This is a genomic window from Chitinophagaceae bacterium (genome assembly GCA_007695095.1).
Lineage (GTDB): Bacteria > Bacteroidota > Bacteroidia > Chitinophagales > REEL01 > REEL01.
Genome location: REEL01000128.1, coordinates 14,778 through 36,408, shown reverse-complemented (window position 1 = coordinate 36,408; position 21,631 = coordinate 14,778). Strand labels below are relative to the sequence as shown.

Genomic DNA, 21,631 nt, shown 5'->3' with positions numbered 1-21,631 from the left:
ATCAAAATTATGGATAGCACTTCAAAAAAGAAAGTGTGAAGATACTTCCTGCTTCCTGCTTCCAGCCTAAAAAAAATCACTCCTCAAGATAACCAAATTTACCCATATTAAAATCTTCTATGGCCTGTGCAATTTCCTGATAAGTATTCATCACAAAAGGGCCGTGAGCTGCAATGGGTTCATTAATTGGTTCGCCGCTCAAAACGAGTAATACTGCATCTTCTTTAGCTTCCACTTCAAAGGTTTCACCACTGTTTTCAAACAATACAAAATGATTAACCGGAACGTCTTCAGTGTCATTTACCACTATACTACCTTCTATCACCAGTAAGGATGTATTGTAATTTGCCGGAAAACTAAAAGTTGCTTTTCCTCCTTTGTTCAGGCGTGCATTCAACAGATGAATAGGTGTGAAAGTGCTTGCTGCGCCTTTGATTCCGTGATACTCCCCTGCAATGATTTCAACTACACCGGCACCATTAGCCAAATTGTATTTTTCAATCTGCTCCTTGGCAAATCCCTGATACTTTGGTTTTGTATTTTTGTCTTTTGCAGGCAGGTTCACCCACAACTGTACCATCTGAAAATCGCCGCCTTCCTTGCTGAAATTTTCCTCATGATATTCCTTGTGCAAAATCCCGGATCCGGCAGTCATCCACTGTACACCGCCTTCGCTAATTACTCCACCGCCGCCACTGCTGTCGTGATGTGCTACTTTACCTTTGTAGGCAATTGTTACGGTTTCAAAGCCTTTGTGCGGATGTACACCCACACCTCTCGGCTTATCTGCCGGCGGGAAATAATACTTTGAATTATAGTCCAGCATGATAAAAGGATCCATGCGTTTCATGTCAACTCTTTGACCGCTTGGAATAAAATTGTGCACCCGAAATCCGTCACCTACGAAATGCGGCTCGCGGGGCGATAAAACTACTTCTGTTTTTTTTGTTGCCATAACTATTTATTTTAATTACTACAAAAATACAGTGTATGTTCTATCTCTGCATTGATGTATGTTATGAAATGGGGAGTGTGAATTTTGTCAGGTTATCACAATGCAATTTTTTTAGTTTTTGTGCTTTTTTGAGAATAAAGGGCTTGTTAAATATAACTTGGGAACGAATTATTAGACTTAGGAGAAGATTTTTTACTTTTAGAGCAGCTTTCTAATTGTGTTTGGTGAATTACCTATTTTTTACTGTTCCAATATTTTTTGAAACGCTTCAGGAGTAATAATACTTGCAGACTGAAATGGATAAAGTTCCATTAAGTTTTTAAACCCGGCTATTTGGAGGCTTCTTTTCTAACTATTTCTGTTTCCTTATCAATAGTTTCGAGGTTTTTTACTATTCCTCAAAGAGGCAACCTGTGTCATGGAGCTACCACTACATTTTTTATCATAAAACCCTTTCTAACCCTTTTTTTTAGAAAAAATGGTTAACAAAAAAATCGCGGCTGAATTCCTCCTTGACCCGCTGTGCTTTCACTTGCTAAAAATTTTAAACTCCTTGCGTCGGACAGTAAAATTTTTTACGCAAGATTCAAGCAGCGGGTACCCCAAGTGCGGAATAAAGGCCGCATCCCTTCTGCGAGGGAGTTTCATTATGATCTTTCTGCAAAGAGTTTATCATCTATATCGATACAAAAGCCTTTTGTGCCGTAAATCGGGCCTTGAGGGATTGTTCAATAAAACAATAAAACCGGAACGCTTAGACTTTGAGAAGAAAATGGACAGAGAACAGCCTCACACCCCACCGTCATTGGTAGCTTCAAAAGGGGAGCTGTGCGGGTGGGCTTGAAGTGTGACAATCTCCTGATTGGGGGCAGGGGGGTCAAACAGATTTCAATAGGCTCTTTCTATTCAGGAGATTATTACACGCGACTCAGGAGCATGTACAAAATCCAATATTTACAGTAGTCGCGCTCATAATGACGGTAATTTTTTAGGTTTTCCCTTTTATGGACGGGTTAATAAAATTGTCAACCTTAAATTTTTGAATTCTTGGATCTTGGTCTCTTGAAATTTGGGACTTGGGTCTTTGTACGTTGTACGTCCCTGCCTACTGCCGCTGCCTCCTGCCTACTTTATCCTTGGGTCTTGAGAAAGCAGCCTAAAGGCTTTTCTCCATTTTAAAATGTTCAATACCTACTTCATAAAATACATCGCTTATCACTTTGTAATTCATTTTTTCATAAAAAGAAACGGCTGTTTTGCGTGCATTACATTCAATGGTTTTATAGCCCAATTCGGATAATTTCTGCTCTGTAAATTTTGCCAGTTGCCGCCCAACTCCTTTTCCACTGAAATCCGGATGAGTACAAACCTGACGCATTTTAATCCTGCTGTGATCTAAAGGCACAAGCGAAAGGCAAGCAATCAATTCATTCTGATAAAAAGCAGCATAATGTATTTGAGTGTGTTCTTCCATCAACTCTTTTTCAGAAAACTCAAGCCCAAGCGGTTTTCTTAACACTTTATCCCGCAATTCAACAGCTTTCCAATAGTCAACTGAATTGTGTTCTATCTGTTTGAAATTTAGCTTGAGTTGATTCTTTTCCATTAAAACTATTTAGTAAATAAAAGGTACGGCCTAAGGTATGATGCATTTTTTATTGAACAAAAATATTTTTGATCAGCTCCACCGTATATTTACTTGAAACTGATTTGATAAACTCGGGGAAGTCAACATGAGACCTATCATCTGCCGTATCTGATATTACCCTGATGATGCTGAAAGGGACAGAATATTCATAACATACCTGAGCAACTGCTGCGCCCTCCATTTCTACACATAAAACGCCCGGCAAAGCTTTAATTAAATTTTCCTTTTGAGTATTGTCAGAGAAAAACTGATCACCACTGGCAATGTCTCCGGTAAATACGCGTGGCTGCGTAATTTTAAAAGCGGTTCGTGTCTCTTCACTAAAAATAGCATTTATTTTTTTGGTTTCAGTTAACTCCTTTGCAGCTTTGAGCGCCTGATTAAGTTCATTTTTTTCGCATTCAAAATACGTTTTCCCCAACAAGGGGATTTCAAACTGTTTCATCAACGGCCTGCCATCCATATCATGCTGTATGAGCCTTTTCCCTATCACAATGTCACCAATATTCAATTCGGCTGAAATGGCACCGGCAACACCGGTAAAAATCAATTGTGTGATATTGTATTTGTGCATTAATGTTGAAACCGTAGTGGCGGCAGCTACTTTACCCCACCTTGAAAAGACAACTACGGCAGAAGTTCCGTTTATGCTACCTGAATAATAGGTTCTCATGCCATGAGTTTCTTCTCTTTTATCCTTTAACAAAGCCGCTATACCTTCTATTTCTTCAGGCATTGCGCCCATAATGCCAATCATTGTCTCTTTATTCTTCATACTTTTAATACATCTGAATGCCTAATATCAGCATCTTATATTTACTTAAATCTTTCGAAAGCCGCTTTTTCCAACTCTTCCCGGTGGTCAGGGTGAGCAATCCGGATAAGTTCTTTCGCCCGCTGACTCAGGTTTTTTCCAAATAGATTGGCAATTCCATATTCTGTAACAACATAGTGTACATGTGAACGGGTAGTGACCACACCTGCTCCCTGTTTCAAGAAAGGTGTAATTTTTGAAATGCCTTTTCCCGTAGTAGAACTCATAGCAATAATTGGTTTTCCGTTTTCAGAAAGGGCTGCCCCGCGAATAAAATCCATTTGTCCGCCAACTCCGGAATATTGTTTAGTTCCAATTGAATCGGCACAAACTTGTCCGGTAATATCAATTTCTATGGCGCTGTTAATTGCTACTACATTTGGATTTGAGCGTATGACTTTTCCGTCATTTACATAACCGGCTTCTAAAAAAGAAAAAGCCGGATTATCATCTACAAAATCGTATAATTTTCTTGTGCCAATAGCAAATGCAGTGGCTGTTTTGTTGCGGTGTTTCTTCTTGTATTTATTAGTAATCACACCTTTTTGCATCAGGTCAACTACACCGTCTGAAAACATTTCTGTATGGATACCAATTTCTTTATGACCGCTAAGGCAGTCTAGAACAGCATCGGGAATCGTGCCAATACCCATTTGCAGTGTTGCATAATCATCTATTAATGAAGCTACATTTTTGCCAATCGTCCGTTCACAATCTGTAACAGCATCACTGTAATTTACTTCAGGTAGTGCTTCGTCAACTTCCACAAAAGTATCTATCCTGCTCACATGAATCATTCCATCGCCATGAGTGCGGGGCATTTGAGGATTGACCTGAGCAATTACATGTTTGGCATTTCTGAGCGCTGAACGCGTAATATCAACAGAAACACCCAATGAACAATAACCATGATGATCAGGAGGAGATACATGAATTAATGCGACATCGAGCGGTAAAACATTCCTGTCAAAAAGCAAATGAATTTCACTGAGAAATACCGGTATGTAATCACCATTTGATTCATTTACATTTTTCCTGATAGGAGCCGAGACAAATAGCGAGTTAAAATAAAAGCTTTTTGAATATTCAGGTTTATTAATTCCAATATCACCTAACATACTGATGTTTACCAATTCTACGCTATTCAACTCTTCTGCTCTTTTTTCCAGAGATTTAAGTAAATGTAATGGAGTTGCTGCGCTTCCCTGAACGAATACGCGTTGTCCGGATTGTATCTTTTTTATGGCTTCATCTGCGGATAAGGTTGTCATCTTTAATGTTATTTTCCGGCTATACTACAAAAAATTAAAACCCTCTTAAAAGAATTTTAAAAATATTTGTTCATTATCTCTTCAAGCATTTCTATAGTAAGGGGTTTGTTTTGAAATTCCTTCACTTCATTAAAAAAATCTTTTTTTGTTTTAGTTTCATCAAAAGGATTTAATGAACTGGATAGCATAATTACTACAACAGGCTTTGTCTCAGTAATAATTTTTCTTTCTTTGGCTACTTCGAGAAACTCAAAACCATTCATCCCGGGCATATTAATATCAAGAAATACTAAATCAGGATAGGGATAGTTTTCAGGATCTGTTTCAGTTTTTTCAAAATAGACAAGTGCTTCTTCACCGGTAAGCGCAGCTTTTACTTGTTTCGCAGCTTTAGCTTCATTAATGACATAGGTGTGATAAAAGTTGTCATCAGGGTTATCATCTATTAATAAAATACAGTTGAGTTCTTTCATATATTTTTTTATTTTAATTTATTTTGGAAAAGTAAAACAAAAAACAGAACCTTTACCGGGTTCAGATTTTATCCATATTTTACCTTCATTTAATTCAACAATTTTTTTGCAAGTTGCTAAGCCTATTCCTGTTCCCGGAAATTCTTTTTCGTTGTGTAATCTTTGGAAAATAAAAAACAGCTTATGCATATGTTCTTCTTTTATTCCAATACCGTTGTCTTTCACCGAAAACTCATACAAATCTTCACTTTCTTTAGACTCAATATGAATTTCGGGAACAGTATCGCTTTTTTTGAATTTAATGGCATTACTGATTAGGTTTTGAAATAATTGCTTTATTTCAATTTCATTTGCATTTAGAACCGGCAGTTTTTCAGCTTTTATTTTTGCCCCGCTGTTTTCTATCATGTAGTGCATATCAGAAAGAACTTCTTTTAAAAGTAAATTACAGTCTACTTCAGTTACAGTCCTGTCTCTGCCTATTCTGGAAAAATTTAATAATTCCCGGATAAGCACTTTCATCCTTTCAGCAGAATTTGTAATTACTTTCAGAAAATGTATAGTTTCTTCCCGGAGACTTTCTTTAGTATTAATTTCCAGTAAACGTACATAATTGGTTATACTGCGTAAAGGCTCCTGCAAATCATGAGAAGCTACATAAGCGAACTGTTCGAGTTCTCTGTTTGAAATTTCCAGTTTGTCAGCATAATCTTTTAGAGCAATTGCTGCATTTCTTTGGTCAGTTATATCTCTTATGGCAGATGAAACCAGCAGCCCGTCTTCTGTTTCAATAGGACTTAAGCTTATTTCAACCGGAAATTCAGTACCGTCTTTCTTTTTTCCGTAAAGTTCCAGTCCTGCTCCCATTGCACGTGTATGTGGTTCTGTAAAAAAAAGTTTTCTGTGGGTAGGGTGTACCTTACTAAATCTTTCAGGAATTAAAATTTCAACCTTTTTTCCAATAATTTCTTCCCGTTTATAGTCAAAAAGCTTTTCAGTTTGTGCGTTTACCAACTGAATTTCTCCTTTTTTATTTACTATTACCATAGCATCAGGTGCCGATTCCAACAGCCCTTTAAATTTGGCTTCGATTTTTTTTCTGAAAGTTATATCCCGGATTGCTGCCGACACAAATACTCCATTTTCTAATTTAAGTGGACTTAAACTTATTTCAACCGGAAACTCAGAGCCATCTTTTCGCATTCCGAATAATTCGAGGCCGGCACCCATTTCCCTTACCTTTGGACTCTTAAAAAAGTTTTTTCTATGTCCTCCATGTTTATTTGTAAATCGTTTGGGTATTAGACTTTCCACCTCCTTGCCCAACAATTCTGAACGGACATAACCAAACATTTTTTCTGTTTGTGTATTTACAAATACCATTTGACCAAACTTATTAACTATCACCATTGCATCAGGTGCTGATTCAAGCAATGACTGAAACTTCTCCTCGTCTTTAATCTTGTCACCAATATTTCTTAGTACTGTCGTAATGCCTAAAATTTTACCAACTTCATCTTTAAATGGGGAAAGACTGACAGATACATTTATTATTTTTTTCTTTGCACCAATATATACAGTTTCGTAATTGTCTATATCTTCACCCCATAATATACTTTCAACTAATCTTTTTTCTTCATTAATTTTTGATTCAGGGATTAAAATTTCAATATTTTTACCGGACAGACTTCCGGCTTTATGCCCAAATAAACGGTCAGCTGATTTATTGGAAAAACGAATAGTTCCTGCGAGGTCTCGAACTATTAAAGCATCTTTTATAGAATTTAAAATGGAAAAATAAGAATAGATATCACTCATAGATAAAATATATTTATACTAAAATAGTAAATTTATTAAAGTTGTGGTGAAGTTATGTCCGCTTTCTTTTTTATAGAAAATAAAATAATAAGTTTTAAAGTTTGAAAGCCAACATATTAAAATGTGGGCGTAAAAAAGAAATTTTAGCCTGATAGCTATGTGTACAAATGAATACAGCTATTAAATAAAAAAAGTGTTGGCAGATGTAAAAATACTTGTTAAGCTTGTTAGATTCTATAACAAATTAGTGTCTGATAGTAAAATCGGTAAATTGTTCAGAAGATTTAACCTCATTAGATATTACATTACTTACTTCAGCATTTGGAGAGCCCTTTTTACACCATTCAATCAACTCCTCAATCTTTGATAATTTACCTTGTACGAATATATAAACACTGCCGTCATTCATGTTTTTGACAAAGCCTTTTAAAGATAGTTTTTCGGCTGTTTCTAAAGTGTAAGCGCGAAAAAAGACGCCCTGTACTTTTCCGTAAACGTTGATTTCAAATGAAGATGTTGACATATATGCTGTTTTATGTAAAAATATAGAGACCTCAGCAAACTTCACAAAAAAATCAGAATCAACTGATTTTTTCTGTTAACACATCATCTTTCATTTTTCTGAGTATTTGTAAACAGTGATTTATGTTTTGAACAGGTTGGTAACTTAGTATAAGATGTTGACTAGTTTGTTTTAAGGTACAATTTGCTGCATTTTGCTGAACCCATTGCAATATATTTCCAAAAATTTCACTCTGATAAAAATATGAATCTTGATTTTCAACAAACCAGGCTTTTAGCTTTTTGTTTTTTATACTTAATCTTTCAAAACCTAATTCTTTGGCTTCCCTTCTGAGTTCAACAGCTTTGAAAATTTCTTTAACCATTTCCGGTAAGCGTCCGAATCTATCTTCCAGTGTTTCCATCATTTTATTCATTGCTTCCCGGTCTTTCAAGCTATTTATTTGAGTATAAATACTCAGCCTTTCATTGATATTTGGAATATAGCTGTCGGGTATCATTATTTCAAGATCGGTATCAATCTGACAATCTCTTGCAAAAACTTTCTTATTTTTCAGTTCTTCGGCATATAGCTCTTTGAATTCTTTTTCTTTTAGTTCGTCTATTGCTTCATCCAGAATTTTTTGATACATATCAAAACCAATTTCAGAAATAAACCCACTTTGCTCACCACCCAGTATATTTCCGGCGCCTCTTATGTCAAGGTCTCTCATGGAAATATTCATGCCACTGCCTAATTCAGAGTATTGTTCAATAGTCTGTAGGCGTTTTCTGGAATCTGTGGGTAATCCCGAAACCGGAGGAGAAAATAAGTAACAAAATGCTTTTCTGTTAGAGCGCCCCACCCGACCTCTCAACTGGTGCAAATCACTTAATCCAAACCAATGTGCATTATTTATTATAATCGTATTTGCATTGGGAATATCCAGACCGGATTCTACAATATTTGTTGAGACAAGCACATCAAATTTATGATCCATAAAGTCAAGCATCACTTTTTCCAGTTTGTCACCATCTAATTGCCCGTGTGCAACGGCAAAATCCACATCAGGACAGAGCTTTTTAAGCATTGCAGCAACTTCTTGTATATCTTTTACCCGATTGTGTACAAAAAATACCTGCCCGCCACGATAAACCTCATGAGTTATTGCATCCCGAATAACATCTTCACTGAAAACATGTAACTGTGTTTCTACCGGTTGACGATTAGGCGGGGGAGTCTGAATCACTGACAAATCTCTGGCACCCATCAGAGAAAATTGTAAGGTTCTCGGAATAGGGGTAGCTGTTAAGGTAAGTGTGTCTACCTGAAACTTGAGTTGACGAAGTCTTTCCTTAGCTTTTACACCAAACTTTTGCTCTTCATCAATAATAAGTAAGCCGAGGTCTTTGAAATCAATTTTTTTGCTCAGAATAGCATGCGTTCCAATTAATATGTCAACTTGCCCTTCTTTAACTTTATTTAAAATTTCACTTTTCTCTTTAGCTGACCTAAACCGGTTTAAATAACTGATGTTACAGGGAAATTCCGATAATCGCTCTTTAAATGTTTTATAGTGCTGCATACTTAAAATGGTTGTCGGAACCAATATAGCAACCTGTTTGCTATCCGTTACAGCTTTAAAAGCAGCTCTGACAGCCAGTTCAGTTTTTCCGAATCCGACATCTCCGCAAATTAACCGGTCCATTGGATAGCTTGCTTCCATATCTTTCTTTATATCCTCTGTCGATTTTTCCTGATCAGGGGTGTCTTCATATATAAAACTAGCTTCCAGTTCATTTTGAAGATAGGTGTCTTTTGAAAAGGAATATCCTTTTGAAGCTCTTCTTTTTGCGTAAAGTTTAATTAATTCCTGAGCGATATCCTGAATGCGTTTTTTTGCTTTTCGCTTTACTTTATCCCAGGCATCGGACCCTAATTTATTTATTTTTGGTTTCGTCCCTTCCTTGCTGCTGAATTTAGCAATTTTATGCAGGGAGTTAATATTTACAAAAAGTAAATCATTGTCTTTGTAAGTTATTCTTACGGCTTCTTGCATTTTGCCGTTAACATCTATTTTTTGTAAGCCGGAAAAAACACCCACACCATGATCAATATGAGTTACATAATCTCCCGGTTGCAACTCTTTTATGGTCTTTAATAATAAGGCTTTGTTTTTGTCAAAACCTCGTTTTATATTGTGTTTGTGGAAGCGCTGGAAAATTTCATGGTCTGTATAGCAGCATATTTTTAAGCCATGATGAATGAAGCCCTTGTGAATAGCAAAAGGAATAGGATGAAAAATGATATCAGCTTTTAAGTCTTCAAATATGGCATAAAATCGCTCAATTTGTCTTTTGTTTTCACAGAAAAGATAGATCTCATAGCCGGCCGACTTTCTTTTTTTTAAATCTTCAATTAGTAAGTCAAAGTTTTTATTAAATCCGGGCTGAGGTTCAATTTTAAAGTCTACTTCATGAGAAGTATTAAAGTGTGCCTTAGCTCCAAACTCTATAATTTTGAATTGTTCAAGCTTGCTTATCAGGGAAACTATATTTTCAAAATTGTGAAAAACAGCATTTCTGAAAAAGTGATGTTTGTCTTCTTTGTGCTTGCCCTCCTGTGATAATACCTCTTCATGAAAACGTTCAAAAGCATTTTTTATACGTTCATTAATCAGATCCCAATCTTTTAACCAGACTATAGTGTCATTTGGGAAAATATCAGGCAGTGCTATTTTTTCCTGCGCCGTACTTTTTTCTTGAATGTCCGGAACTATTGAAAGGGATTGCAGTGATTTTACAGAAAGTTGGGTGCCGGGATCAAAAACTCTTATAGACTCAACTTCATCTCCAAATAATTCAATTCGGTAGGGGTAATCATTTGCATAAGAAAAAATGTCGATGATTCCACCCCGCATGCTGGCCTGTCCGGGTTCGTAAACAAAATCAACTATTTCAAAACCAAAATTACCCAGTTGCTCCAGTAAATGATCACTGTCCAAGGTTTTGTGTTTGTCAATTTCAATTTTAAACTTTGAATAGGTATTTTGCTGTATGGTTTTTTCAAAGAATGCTTCTGAATAGGTTACCAGACACAGTGGTTGGTTTTCTTTTCTGTCTAAAAGCTTATGAATAGTTTCTGTTCGCAACACAACATTTTCCTTATCTACCTGCAGGAATTGCCCGGGTCTTTTGAAAGAATCCGGCAGAAAAAAACAAATATCTTTTTCAACTATCGCTTTTAAATCATTGAAAAAATAAGCTGCTTCTTCCTTTTCCGGAAGTACGAAAACATGCACCCTGTTTAACTTTTCAACAAAAATTCCGGTAAAAAAGGCTGATGCTGAGGGAAACAGATTTTTGAAGTAACAGGCATTCGAGTCGCTACCGGTCAAAAGCTTTGCAGTTTGTTGCCAGTGGTCACTCTTTTCGAGCAGCTGTTTTATGTTTTGTAAATTTTCCAAAATCTATTTGCAAATTTAAGAACATTCAGGCGTAGAAATAGTTAACTAATGTAGTTTTACAAAAATTTATTTTACTCAAATCTTAAAATCGATTAAGAAGTCGAATACTTTATATGCTTATATACAAAGGGCGGAAGTGGATTGTTTTTATTTATTTACTGATTAGTGTCGTAGCTGGGTTTTATGCTTTACGGATAAATGTTGTTTATGATTTCGAAGCCTTTTTTCCGTCAACAGATACTGACTATGCTTTTTATAGAGATTTCAGAGAACAATTTGAACCGGATGATAATGTACTTTTTGTAGCTTTCAACCGCGAAGAAGGGCTTTATAATCAGGAATTTCTGCAGGAAACGAAATTAATTACAGAAGAGTTAAAAACATTACCGCATGTCTTAAGTGTAATTAGCCTTCATACGATTCAACGACCACTGCAAACTCCTTTAGGATTAACGTCTATATCAGCATTAAATATAGACCGGCCGGAACGCTATTCATCAGATAGTTTAAAAATTGCTGGAGACCCGATTGTTAACGGAAAACTAATCTCTGAAGACGCAACAACCTTAAATATTGTGTTGGAAACAGAGCAATTTTTAACCCAGGAGCAAGCAGAAAACCTGAACGACAGCTTGTTTGCTTTATTAGAAAAAAAAGCCCCTCATCTAAAATGGCACGTAGCCGGCAGAGCTAATATTCAAACTGTTTTTGTGAGAAAACAACTGGAAGAGATGCAAAAGTATATTTTGATTTCTGCAGTTATTGTTTTGCTGGCACTCTACTTGATTTTCCGAAGTATTCGACTAACAATTATAGCATTCACCTCAGTAATTATTGCATTAGTGATTTTTATGGGAATTCTTGGGTTTTTCAGAGTTCCGTTGGATTTTATGAGCACCCTTTTCCCAATAATCATGCTTATTGTAGGAATGTCTGATATGGTGCACATACTTTCTGCATACACCGACGGAGTTTATAAAGGTGATGACAGAAAAGTAATTGTAAAAAGGATTTTAAAAGAAATTGGAACTGCATTATTGCTGACCAGTATTACCACATCTATAGGTTTTTTATCTCTTCAATCTTCCCAGATTGAACCCATTCGTAATTTTGGTTTATTGGCGGCATTGGGTGTTTTTATAGCTTTTTTGGTTACTATAACTTTTTCAACATCCTGTCTGCTGCTGTTAAATGACAAAAAAATGAAAAGCAGGTGGCGATTGATTCGCAGACTGGAAGCTTTAGCACTCAGAGTGAATGGAATATCCATAAGTCATGAAAAGAAAATACTGGGAGTAGGTTTAATATTATTGCTTATTGGCTTTTACGGTATAAGTACTATATCTACGGATGCGAGATTAAAAAGCGATTTACCGGCTAATGAGCGTATTACAGATGATTTTGAGTTTTATGAAGAAAAATTGGGAGGTTTTCGACCGCTTGAACTGGCTTTAATACCGGCAGAGGGTAAAAAAACAGATGATTATAGAACGGCTCTTGAAATCGAGAAGGTTACCCGTTATTTAAGGGCTCATCCGGACTTTTCGGGGATTATCTCACCGGTAGATATTTATAAAAGCTTGCACAGAGCCCATAATGGGGACAGAAACAGTTTTTTTCATTTACCCGGCGACGAAAATACCTTTGAAAGATATAAACGATTAGCGGCTAATTTTCCTAAAGGGCTGGGAGTTGTTCAGACAAAAGACAGGGATATTGCCCGATTAAGCGGAAAAATGGAGGATGTAGGTTCTTATAAAGCAAAGGAGCTTATGCAGCAATTTGACAATTGGTTTAACGAAAACATTGATATAGAGCTGCTGTCATACAGGTTTACCGGTAATGGGGTGCTTTTTGATAATAATAATCAATATCTCATAAAAAGTTTGCTCTCCGGTCTTGGTTTAGCTTTTCTGGTTGTAAGCGTGTTGATGGCTTTTTTATTCAGAAGTTTTAAAATGGTATTGATATCATTGATTCCTAATGTTTTTCCTTTAATACTTACAGCTGCTTTTATGGGATTTGCAGGTGTGGTATTAGATGCTCCAACTTCCATCATTTTTGCTATTGCTTTTGGAATTGCCGTGGATGATACTATCCACTTTTTGAGTCGGTTTAAATTAAACTTAGCAAGCGGAATGCCTGTCCACAGAGCAGTTCAAAACATGATGAGGGTGACCGGGAAAGCCGTTGGATTAACAACTATTATTTTATTTATGGGATTTATGGTTTTGACAACTTCTGACTATGACAGCACTTTTAAAGTCGGACTTTTAATCAGCATCACATTGGCAATAGCATTTATAGCCGATTTGTTTATCGTACCTGTTTTGTTGAGAAAGTTTATTAAAGATAAAAGTTAAATATTTCTTCGTTTAATTTCCTTTTTTAATAATCCTAATTCACGTCCCATTTGACCTTCTACAGAAGAATTTTCCTGTATTCGTCTCATTAAATAAGGAATAGCCTCTTTTATGGGCCCGTAGGGTATGTATTTAGTTGCATTACAGCCGGCATTTGCCAAATTGTAAGTTAGATGATCTCCCATACCAAAGAGCTGTGAGAAGAACAAATGAGGATGATTAAGGTCAATATTATATTTTTGAGCTAAGTCTAATGCCAGTTTACAGCTATTTTCATTGTGAGTTGCTACACAAACGGAAATATCTTTTAAGTTTTGGAGACAAAAGTCTATTGCAGCATCGTAGTCATTATCTGTATCAGACTTGCTTTGATGAATAGGTGATGGATAGCCCATTTTTATAGCGCGTTCATTTTCTTTCTCTATATAGGCTCCACGGACAATTTTAGCTCCCAGCAGAAAGTTTTTTTCCTTCGCATTTTGAAATGATTTTTTCAAAAAATCAAGTCTGTCCTTTCGGTATAGTTGATAAGTATTGAATACCACAACTTTCTCTTTATTATACTTTTCCATCAACTCATCAACCAGCATATCCATTGGATTCTGAACCCAGCTTTCTTCTGCATCAAAAAAAATGCCGGTATTGTTTTCGGAGGCGGATAGAGCCAGCTTATCCAGTCTTTGTCTTACTTTTTTGAGTTTATCTTTTTGATTTTCAGTAAGATCTTCACCTTTTTGAATAGATTCTAAAAGAGCATTCTCTGCAAGACCACTTATTTTAGCACTAATTACTTTAAGTCCCGGGTATTTTTTCCCGAAGGCCAGGGCATCTAAATTCTCATTTAAAGTTTTATCATATTCTCTTTCACCTGATTTTGCTTCAACTGCATAATCCAAAATAGTAAATACTTTATCTTTTTGCAGCCTAATTACCAAAGGGGCACATTGCTTTAAATTTTCACCTCCAACAAACAAACGATACAGTTTTTTAGGTACAAAGAATGATACGGGAAGCCCTAGCCTGGAAGCTTTATAGACTGCTGAAGTTCCAAATTTTACTAAAAATTTACTGTTAAAAAGACTAAAGATTCTGTCTCTTGTTTTTATATCTTTGTTTGATAAATGTCCGAAAGCACCCTCCAGATTATCAGGGTCAAATTGGGGATGATTATTTGTGTTTTTATTCATGCTATTACTTGATTCACAAAGGTAACAAAGAAATTACGTATCAGTTTTATGTTTCCCTAAGTAACCGCTGTAAATTTGTTACGTATAAGGAAGTTATTCAAAAAAATGTAATAGGGGCTTAAATTAGTCTTTTTTGTTATAATTTTGTCAAAATGGTTTTTATACCCAAAATAGAATTTATATGTCTAAGTTGATTTTTATTAAGATTTTACTATTAATTTTAATTACAGTCCCGGTACTCGAAAGTTTTTCTCAAAACAGGGTAATGCGAAGGGCTGACAGGGATTTTGAAAAGTTTAGGTTTAGCAGTGCTATAGAGCGTTATCAGACTGTGTTAGAAAACGATCCCTCAAATGAGCGCGCTGTAAAGCGTTTAGGAGATAGCTACCGTTTAACTAACGATCCTGAAAATGCAGAGAAATGGTATGCAAAGGCTATTCAGTTTGAAAATATTGAACCCATTTATTACTTTCATTATGCACAGGCCTTGCGCTCTAATCAGAATTATGAAAAGGCACGGATTTATTACGGTAGATACGCAGATTTAAATCCCGAAGACACAAGGGGGCAGCGACTCTACGATGGTATGGGAGAGATTTTAGATTTAATTAGTGATTCCATAGGTTTCGAGGTTGAAAATATTGGTATAAATACAGAATCTGCCGAGTTTAGTCCGGCATTTTATCAAGAAAATGGTCTGGTTTTTCCGTCATCAAGAGCACCGACTCCTTCAAAGAGAAGAGCTGATAGCTGGACTGATCAGGCTTTTTTAGATTTATATTTAACAAGAAGACTTAGAGAGGGAGGGTATTCAGAACCGGAATTATTGACAGGTGAAGTGAATCAGCGCTATCATGAAGGGCCTTTAACATTTACAAAAGATTATACTGAAATGTATTTCACTCGTAATTTTTATCAGGGCAGACGTACCAGAGTCAGTCAGGAAGGAATTATGAAACTCGAAGTTTTTCACGCTATCCTGAAAGATGGAAAGTGGGAAGTGCAGGGGCCTGTTTTTGGTGATGTGGAATATTCAACAGCGCATCCTACTTTAACAGAAGACGGTAAAACTATGTATTTTTCATCTGACATGCCGGGTGGTTTTGGAGGGGGAGATTTATACGTGGTTCATAAAAATGAAGATGGAGAATGGGGAGAGCCTGAAAATTTGGGTGAAAGTTTAAATACAGAAGGCGATGAGGTATTTCCTTTTATTCATCCTGACGGAACATTGTATTTTGCATCAGATGGTAGAGTAGGTTTGGGCGGACTGGATATATACAGAGCAGTTCCAAATGGTGATGGAAGTTGGGAGGTGACAAATCTGGGACCACCGATAAATTCTTCCGGTGATGACTTTGGAATTATAAAAAGCGAAGACAAAAAGTGGGGATATTTTTCTTCAAACAGGCAGGGTGGAAAAGGAGACGATGACATTTATCGCTTCAATAAACTAATAGAAATTTATATTGAAATTTTAGTTTTAAACCGTTTAACTGAATTGCCGATAGATTCTGTCCTGGTGAATCTTATTAATAAAGAAACCGGTGATATAGTTGAAAAATTAACAGGCGAAGAAGGTATAGTTTCATTCAGGCTTAAAGCGGATAAAGAATATGAAATTACAACCCGTAAAAGTGGCTATACAGCTGATGATGAGCTAACGATTTCTACTGTAGATATTGATACTTCAACAAACTTACAGAAAGTTATAAGTATGGGTCGATTGATAGCCGGCGAAGTTTTTCAGCTGAGAAACATTTACTATGATTTTGACAGATATAATATCCGACCGGATGCAGCTTTGGTATTAGATAAACTTGTTGAGATTTTAAAGGAATACCCTGAAATTCATATTGAGTTGCAATCTCACACCGACAGCCGGGGTACTGACGCCTATAACATGGTATTATCAAATAACAGAGCACGATCAGCGGTGGATTATCTGATTAAAAAGGGTATCGATAGAGAAAGGCTGACCTTCCGGGGTTTTGGAGAAAGAAAATTGGTGAATGATTGTGCAGAAGGTGTGCCTTGTTCTGAGGCCGAACATCAGCTTAATAGAAGAACCGAATTTGAAATCACAAAAGGCTTAGAATAAAATCTAAAAAAGCTTGTTTGAATAAATATTTTTATCGAACTTTGCAGTCCTTATTGAAAAAAAAGTATTAAGATGTCAAGAATATGTGATTTATCCGGTAAAAGACCCTTGGTTGGGCATAAGGTTTCGCATTCCAATGTGAAGTCTAAAAGAAGGTTTTATCCGAACCTTCAAAAAAAGACGTATTTCATTCCGGAATTAGATGAGTATATAACCCTTAAGATTTGTACTAAGACTATGCGTACGATTGATAAGTATGGCATCTATAACTATCTTAAAAAACTCGAGAAAGAAGGTAAAATTTCTATAAAGTAACAATTAAATCAACAGGCCATGGCAAAGAAATCAAAAGGTGGAAGGCAACAAATTATACTTGAGTGCACAGAGCATAAAGATTCAGGTATGTCGGGAACTTCTCGCTATATATCAACAAAGAACAAGAAAAATCATCCGGAAAGATTGGAACTTAAAAAGTATAATCCGGTTTTAAAGAAGTATACTATTCACAAAGAAATTAAATAATTATGGCTAAAGTAAGTAAAAACGCTAGAACTGACCGTGTTGCGGGAAGTAAAGATATGGTTAAAGTAATACGTGCCGTTAAGAGTAAATCCGGCTCATATTCTTTCAAATCCAAGATTGTTCATAAGGATAATGTTAAAGAATCTTTATCTTAAATACCCTTTTTTGGATAGGTAAATAAACTATGGAGCTTCTCTTTTTTCAAGAGAAGCTTTTTTTGTTTTCCTCAATCATTAAGTTAATAAATGTATTATTATGGGATTATTTGACTTTTTCTCAAAAGAAAAAAAGGAAAAGCTCGATAAGGGTTTAGAAAAGACAAAAAGCAGTTTTTTTTCCAAACTTACTAAAGCAGTTGCCGGTAAGTCTAAAGTAGATGAAGATGTACTGGATAATTTGGAAGAAATATTGATTGCCTCAGATGTAGGCATAGATACAACCATCAAAATTATAGATAGAATTGAAGCACGGGTTGCCAAAGATAAATATTTGGGTGTGGATGAACTCAACATCATTTTAAAGGAAGAAGTTACCAAGCTGCTTACCGAAAATCATCAGCCTATTTCAGCTGACTATTTTCCTGCCGGCGCCCCCAAGCCCTACGTAATACTTGTAGTTGGAGTTAATGGTGTTGGAAAAACAACGACCATCGGAAAATTGTCTAACCAATTTAAAAATAACGGTAAAAAAGTTTTACTGGGAGCCGCTGATACTTTTAGAGCTGCGGCTATTGAGCAATTAGAGGTTTGGTCTAAGAGAGTGGATGTCCCGATTGTAATGAAAACTATGGGAGCCGACCCGGCAGCAGTAGCCTATGAAACGGCTGAAAGAGCACAAAAAGAAGATTTTGATGTGGCGATTATTGATACTGCCGGTCGACTTCATAACAAGGTAAATCTCATGAATGAGCTGACCAAAATAAGAAGGGTGGTTGAAAAAATTATACCCGATGGTCCGCATGAAGTGATGCTTGTACTGGATGCTTCAACAGGGCAAAATGCAATTGAACAGGCTAAGCAATTTACTAAAGCAACTAAGGTAACTGCAATTGCGTTAACTAAACTGGACGGAACTGCTAAAGGCGGAGTTGTAATTGGTATTGCCGATCAGTTTAAAATTCCGGTTAAATTTATAGGAGTAGGAGAAAAGGTAGAAGACCTGCAGGTATTTAACCCCGAAGCTTTTGTTGATTCTCTGTTTAAAAATTAATTTATATTGAAGACGAAACCCAAAGGACGAAATAAAGTAAATGTAATTACTTTAGGTTGTTCTAAAAATCTTGTTGATTCCGAAGTCTTAATGGCACAGCTAAAAGCTGCTGACGTTGATGTGGCTCATGAAGATAATGAAAATGAAAGACGAATTGTAATCATAAACACTTGTGGTTTTATTGATAATGCAAAAGAAGAGTCTGTAAGTACTATACTCCAATATGCCGATGCAAAAGTGAAAGGTCTGGTAGATAAAGTTTACGTAACGGGCTGTTTATCTCAAAGATATAAAAGCGACCTTGAAAAAGAAATTCCGGAAGTTGACGCTTATTTCGGCACTAGAGAATTACCTCGGCTGCTAAAGCAATTTAAAGCCGACTACAAGCACGAATTGGTTGGCGAAAGACTACTTACCTCACCGGCACATTATGCCTACCTGAAGATTTCAGAGGGCTGTAACCGGACTTGCGCATTTTGTGCCATACCTTTAATGAGAGGAAAACATATTTCCAAACCTATTGAAGAATTGGTAAACGAAGCTAAAAAGCTTGCAGCTAAAGGAGTCGTGGAGTTGATGTTGATTGCTCAGGAATTAACCTATTACGGACTTGATATATATAAGAAAAGAGCGCTTAATGAATTGCTCTTAGCTTTATCTGAAGTAGAAGGTATAGAATGGATTAAGTTACATTATGCTTATCCCTCAAAATTTCCGGTAGAAATTTTTGACGCGATGAATGAAAGCCCAAAAGTTTGTAATTACCTCGATATGCCTTTGCAACATATTTCAAATAATGTTTTAAATAACATGAAAAGGCAGATTACCAAAGAGGAAATTGAAGCTCTATTAAGAACAGCCAGAGAAAAAGTGCCGGGCATAGCTATCAGAACAACTATGCTGGTTGGATTTCCCGGTGAAACAGAAGCTGATTTTGAAGAGTTGAAAGATTTTGTGAAAGAACAGAAATTTGACAGATTAGGGGTGTTCGCTTATTCTCATGAGGAAAATACATTTGCAGGAGATCATCTTAAAGACGATGTCCCTCATGAAGTAAAACAGCAGCGTTGTGCAGATTTAATGGAAATTCAACAGGAGATTTCTTTTAAAAAGAACACTGACTTTATTGGCAAAGTCGTAAAAGTCTTAATTGATAAAAAAGAGTCCGGTTATTTTGTAGGACGAACAGCAATAGATTCTCCGGAAGTGGATAATGAAGTTTTAATTACTGCAGAAAACGAGTATTTGTCTCCGGGTTCTTTTGTAGACGTTGAAATTACTAATGCAGGTGAATTTGACTTGTACGCTGTGCCCCTGACAAAATAAATTTCTGATTTCAGTGAATTTATTAATATTGGTGATAGTTGCAACTATTTATTTTTTTATCTGTTGCCGCAACAATAAACTCTATAAACCATGAAATTCAAACCGTCCGACATAAACTTTAGTGATACAAATTCCTTCTCAAATACCCTGATCAGCTATCTGGCTAAAGAAGAAATCTGGAAAAAGTTTACTTCGTTTAATGCGGATTTTGATGGTATTCGGCAGGCATCTGAGAATACACTTTCAAAATATATCTCCCGAAAGATATTGAATGAAGTTCTAAACGCCCAATATAAGTCTGTAAATTGTCCGGAAAAACTACAGCAAAACCTTGAAAAACTTAAGAGTGAGAAAACCTTAACAATTACTGCTGCTCACCAGCCGGTAGTTTTAGGAGGACCCTTGTATGTAGCATTGAAAATAATTCATGCGGTGAAATTAGCCGACACATTAAATGAAAAATCATTCGGCTACACTTATGTTCCGGTTTATGTAATGGGTAGTGAAGACCACGATTTTGAAGAAATTTCGGGAGTAGATCTATATGGTAAGCGTGTAAAATGGGAGCGCGAAGCCGAAGGACCTGTCGGTCGACTTTCATTAAAGGGTTTTGAGGAATTAAGAAATCAACTTTCAGGCATAATTGAAGGAAGCCCTGAGGCTGAAAAAGTTCTGGGAATTTTTGACAAAACTCATGCTGAAAGTAAGACATTTGGAAAGTTTACTTTCAAATGGATACATCATTTTTTTGCTCATTTAGGCTTGGTTATTTTGAGGCCGGATAATAAAAGTTTAAAATCCTTAATGGTACCAATTTGGGAAAAGGAAATTAAGGATTCTTTTTCACAGAAATGTGTTTTAAAAAGTCTGAAAAACTGGCCGGCAAACCATAAAATTCAGGCAAAACCCAGAGATATTAACCTTTTTTATTTTGAAAATGGTAAACGTCAAAGACTTAGCAGAGAAGGCAAGACATCTTCAATAATAGAGGCTGTAGATGATAAAATTGAAAAAAATGAAGAAGAATGGCTGGAAGTTCTCAGAGAATTTCCGGAAAAATTCAGCCCCAATGTTTTTCTAAGACCATTATACCAGTCAACAGTTTTACCGGATGCCGTTTTTATAGGCGGCCCCTCTGAAATAGCTTATTGGCTTGAATTGAAAGAAATATTTGACGCTGCAAATGCCGGCTTCCCTGTATTAATGCCCCGAGCTAGTTTATTATGGATAGATAAATACAGAAATAATAAATTGCATAAACTGAAAATAGATGATTTAGATTTATTTCGCTCTACAGATAAAATTGTCAAAAGTAAAATTTTGGAAAAATCTGCCAATGAACTTAATTTAAACACTGAAATTGAAGGGTTGAGCCAACTTTATAATGAAGTTTTGAAAAAAGCCTTGCAAATTGATAAAAATCTGGAAAAATCGGTTGAATCTGAAAAAACTAAATCAATTAATAGTTTTAAGAATCTGGAAAGCAAAATTATTCGTGCAGAAAAGAGACACAATGAAACATTGGTCAATCAAGTTGAAAATATTAAGGAAAAACTTTTCCCCTCAGGTTCATTAATGGAGCGTAAAGAAGCATTCCTTTCACTTTATCTGCAACATGGTTCAGATGCCTGGCAGGTGATTTATGAAAATATTGAACCAATCACTAAAAAGTTTAAGATAATTCGTGAGTGTGAAGAATAAGTTGCCTGTCCAATATAACTGATTTTTAATCACATTCACCTTTAGTAAAGTCCGTTATACCGGCACAACCTGCCTCACAACTGTTTCCGTATGTTTTTTGATTGCAACCGCAAACCGGATCATATATCATCGGACAAAGACAATCATCTTTCGGATTTTCAATGCAGTTTTTTTTGCTGCATGAAGTACTAAAAATCAAAAATATACTGAGCAAAATTATTGATAAGAAATTTTTAAACCGGATTGACATTCAAAATATGTTTTATTAAAACTTT

The 21,631-nt window shown here is 36.0% G+C and carries 19 protein-coding genes; 9 read left to right on the top strand and 10 right to left on the bottom strand.

The features are described 5' to 3' along the window. Positions 1 to 76: 76 nt before the first annotated feature. Positions 77 to 955, bottom strand: a complete 879-nt coding sequence (locus EA412_10300; GenBank protein TVR77739.1) for a pirin family protein — start codon at positions 953 to 955, stop codon at positions 77 to 79. A 478-nt stretch (positions 956 to 1,433) separates the two neighbouring features. Between EA412_10300 and EA412_10295 the strand changes: the two genes are divergently transcribed. Beyond that, entirely contained in the window at positions 1,434 to 1,799 is a 366-nt protein-coding gene (locus EA412_10295; GenBank protein ID TVR77738.1) for a hypothetical protein, read from the top strand. Between the two features lie 312 nt (positions 1,800 to 2,111). Here EA412_10295 and EA412_10290 read toward each other — a convergent pair whose 3' ends face one another. The 7 genes from EA412_10290 to mfd all read right to left on the bottom strand — a co-directional run bounded on the left by EA412_10290 (position 2,112) and on the right by mfd (position 10,947). After that, on the bottom strand, positions 2,112 to 2,561 hold the full coding sequence (locus EA412_10290) for a GNAT family N-acetyltransferase (protein ID TVR77737.1): 450 nt from the start codon (positions 2,559 to 2,561) through the stop codon (positions 2,112 to 2,114). A gap of 49 nt (positions 2,562 to 2,610) precedes the next feature. After that, positions 2,611 to 3,378 (bottom strand): 5'-methylthioadenosine/adenosylhomocysteine nucleosidase, encoded by a 768-nt coding sequence (locus EA412_10285; protein ID TVR77736.1) that lies wholly within the window; start codon positions 3,376 to 3,378, stop codon positions 2,611 to 2,613. Positions 3,379 to 3,419: 41 nt separating this feature from the next. Next, on the bottom strand, positions 3,420 to 4,688 hold the full coding sequence (locus EA412_10280; protein ID TVR77735.1) for an acetyl-CoA hydrolase/transferase family protein: 1,269 nt from the start codon (positions 4,686 to 4,688) through the stop codon (positions 3,420 to 3,422). 56 nt (positions 4,689 to 4,744) lie between these two features. Continuing rightward, positions 4,745 to 5,161: a response regulator gene (locus EA412_10275; GenBank protein ID TVR77734.1), complete on the bottom strand. Its 417-nt coding sequence runs from the start codon at positions 5,159 to 5,161 to the stop codon at positions 4,745 to 4,747. A gap of 18 nt (positions 5,162 to 5,179) precedes the next feature. Then, positions 5,180 to 6,979 carry a PAS domain S-box protein gene (locus EA412_10270; GenBank protein TVR77733.1) on the bottom strand — a complete coding sequence of 600 codons (1,800 nt, stop codon included), beginning with the start codon at positions 6,977 to 6,979 and terminating at the stop codon, positions 5,180 to 5,182. A 244-nt stretch (positions 6,980 to 7,223) separates the two neighbouring features. Next, a complete protein-coding gene (locus tag EA412_10265) occupies positions 7,224 to 7,502 on the bottom strand; it encodes an acylphosphatase (GenBank protein ID TVR77732.1) in 279 nt (92 codons plus the stop codon). Between the two features lie 58 nt (positions 7,503 to 7,560). Next, positions 7,561 to 10,947: a transcription-repair coupling factor gene (gene mfd, locus EA412_10260; GenBank protein TVR77731.1), complete on the bottom strand. Its 3,387-nt coding sequence runs from the start codon at positions 10,945 to 10,947 to the stop codon at positions 7,561 to 7,563. 113 nt (positions 10,948 to 11,060) lie between these two features. Between mfd and EA412_10255 the strand changes: the two genes are divergently transcribed. Beyond that, complete coding sequence (locus tag EA412_10255; GenBank protein ID TVR77730.1) at positions 11,061 to 13,310, top strand: hypothetical protein; 2,250 nt, start codon at positions 11,061 to 11,063, stop codon at positions 13,308 to 13,310. Here the strand turns inward: EA412_10255 and EA412_10250 are convergent. After that, positions 13,307 to 14,497: a proline dehydrogenase gene (locus EA412_10250; protein TVR77729.1), complete on the bottom strand. Its 1,191-nt coding sequence runs from the start codon at positions 14,495 to 14,497 to the stop codon at positions 13,307 to 13,309. The two genes, EA412_10255 and EA412_10250, sit on opposite strands and share 4 nt — an antisense overlap. Before the next feature lie 181 nt (positions 14,498 to 14,678). Between EA412_10250 and EA412_10245 the strand changes: the two genes are divergently transcribed. The 7 genes from EA412_10245 (at position 14,679) to bshC (ending at position 21,356) form a co-directional block, all read left to right on the top strand. Next, on the top strand, positions 14,679 to 16,598 hold the full coding sequence (locus EA412_10245) for a hypothetical protein (GenBank protein ID TVR77728.1): 1,920 nt from the start codon (positions 14,679 to 14,681) through the stop codon (positions 16,596 to 16,598). 72 nt (positions 16,599 to 16,670) lie between these two features. Then, the gene (gene rpmB, locus EA412_10240; GenBank protein TVR77727.1) at positions 16,671 to 16,913 is read left to right on the top strand and encodes a 50S ribosomal protein L28; all 243 of its coding nucleotides are present in this window, start codon (positions 16,671 to 16,673) and stop codon (positions 16,911 to 16,913) included. Between the two features lie 18 nt (positions 16,914 to 16,931). Further along, positions 16,932 to 17,120 (top strand): 50S ribosomal protein L33, encoded by a 189-nt coding sequence (gene rpmG / locus EA412_10235; protein TVR77726.1) that lies wholly within the window; start codon positions 16,932 to 16,934, stop codon positions 17,118 to 17,120. Positions 17,121 to 17,122: 2 nt separating this feature from the next. After that, positions 17,123 to 17,275 carry a DUF4295 domain-containing protein gene (locus EA412_10230; GenBank protein TVR77725.1) on the top strand — a complete coding sequence of 51 codons (153 nt, stop codon included), beginning with the start codon at positions 17,123 to 17,125 and terminating at the stop codon, positions 17,273 to 17,275. 100 nt (positions 17,276 to 17,375) lie between these two features. After that, on the top strand, positions 17,376 to 18,329 hold the full coding sequence (gene ftsY / locus EA412_10225; protein ID TVR77724.1) for a signal recognition particle-docking protein FtsY: 954 nt from the start codon (positions 17,376 to 17,378) through the stop codon (positions 18,327 to 18,329). A 6-nt stretch (positions 18,330 to 18,335) separates the two neighbouring features. Then, positions 18,336 to 19,655, top strand: coding sequence for a 30S ribosomal protein S12 methylthiotransferase RimO (rimO, locus tag EA412_10220; GenBank protein ID TVR77723.1), 1,320 nt, complete (start codon positions 18,336 to 18,338; stop codon positions 19,653 to 19,655). Positions 19,656 to 19,745: 90 nt separating this feature from the next. Further along, the gene (gene bshC / locus EA412_10215; GenBank protein TVR77722.1) at positions 19,746 to 21,356 is read left to right on the top strand and encodes a bacillithiol biosynthesis cysteine-adding enzyme BshC; all 1,611 of its coding nucleotides are present in this window, start codon (positions 19,746 to 19,748) and stop codon (positions 21,354 to 21,356) included. Positions 21,357 to 21,381: 25 nt separating this feature from the next. Here the strand turns inward: bshC and EA412_10210 are convergent, their stop codons facing one another. Then, positions 21,382 to 21,606 (bottom strand): hypothetical protein, encoded by a 225-nt coding sequence (locus EA412_10210; protein TVR77721.1) that lies wholly within the window; start codon positions 21,604 to 21,606, stop codon positions 21,382 to 21,384. Between the last annotated feature and the right edge of the window lie 25 nt (positions 21,607 to 21,631).

Coding starts and splice junctions, on each gene's coding strand:
- EA412_10275 (TVR77734.1), bottom strand. CDS start 5,161: ATGAAAGAACTCAACTGTATTTTATTAATAGATGATAACCCTGATGAC.
- EA412_10230 (TVR77725.1), top strand. CDS start 17,123: ATGGCTAAAGTAAGTAAAAACGCTAGAACTGACCGTGTTGCGGGAAGT.
- EA412_10265 (TVR77732.1), bottom strand. CDS start 7,502: ATGTCAACATCTTCATTTGAAATCAACGTTTACGGAAAAGTACAGGGC.
- EA412_10280 (TVR77735.1), bottom strand. CDS start 4,688: ATGACAACCTTATCCGCAGATGAAGCCATAAAAAAGATACAATCCGGA.
- EA412_10250 (TVR77729.1), bottom strand. CDS start 14,497: ATGAATAAAAACACAAATAATCATCCCCAATTTGACCCTGATAATCTG.
- EA412_10245 (TVR77728.1), top strand. CDS start 14,679: ATGTCTAAGTTGATTTTTATTAAGATTTTACTATTAATTTTAATTACA.
- EA412_10295 (TVR77738.1), top strand. CDS start 1,434: ATGGTTAACAAAAAAATCGCGGCTGAATTCCTCCTTGACCCGCTGTGC.
- EA412_10270 (TVR77733.1), bottom strand. CDS start 6,979: ATGAGTGATATCTATTCTTATTTTTCCATTTTAAATTCTATAAAAGAT.
- rpmG (TVR77726.1), top strand. CDS start 16,932: ATGGCAAAGAAATCAAAAGGTGGAAGGCAACAAATTATACTTGAGTGC.
- EA412_10210 (TVR77721.1), bottom strand. CDS start 21,606: ATGTCAATCCGGTTTAAAAATTTCTTATCAATAATTTTGCTCAGTATA.
- EA412_10255 (TVR77730.1), top strand. CDS start 11,061: ATGCTTATATACAAAGGGCGGAAGTGGATTGTTTTTATTTATTTACTG.
- rpmB (TVR77727.1), top strand. CDS start 16,671: ATGTCAAGAATATGTGATTTATCCGGTAAAAGACCCTTGGTTGGGCAT.
- EA412_10290 (TVR77737.1), bottom strand. CDS start 2,561: ATGGAAAAGAATCAACTCAAGCTAAATTTCAAACAGATAGAACACAAT.
- bshC (TVR77722.1), top strand. CDS start 19,746: ATGAAATTCAAACCGTCCGACATAAACTTTAGTGATACAAATTCCTTC.
- EA412_10285 (TVR77736.1), bottom strand. CDS start 3,378: ATGAAGAATAAAGAGACAATGATTGGCATTATGGGCGCAATGCCTGAA.
- ftsY (TVR77724.1), top strand. CDS start 17,376: ATGGGATTATTTGACTTTTTCTCAAAAGAAAAAAAGGAAAAGCTCGAT.
- EA412_10300 (TVR77739.1), bottom strand. CDS start 955: ATGGCAACAAAAAAAACAGAAGTAGTTTTATCGCCCCGCGAGCCGCAT.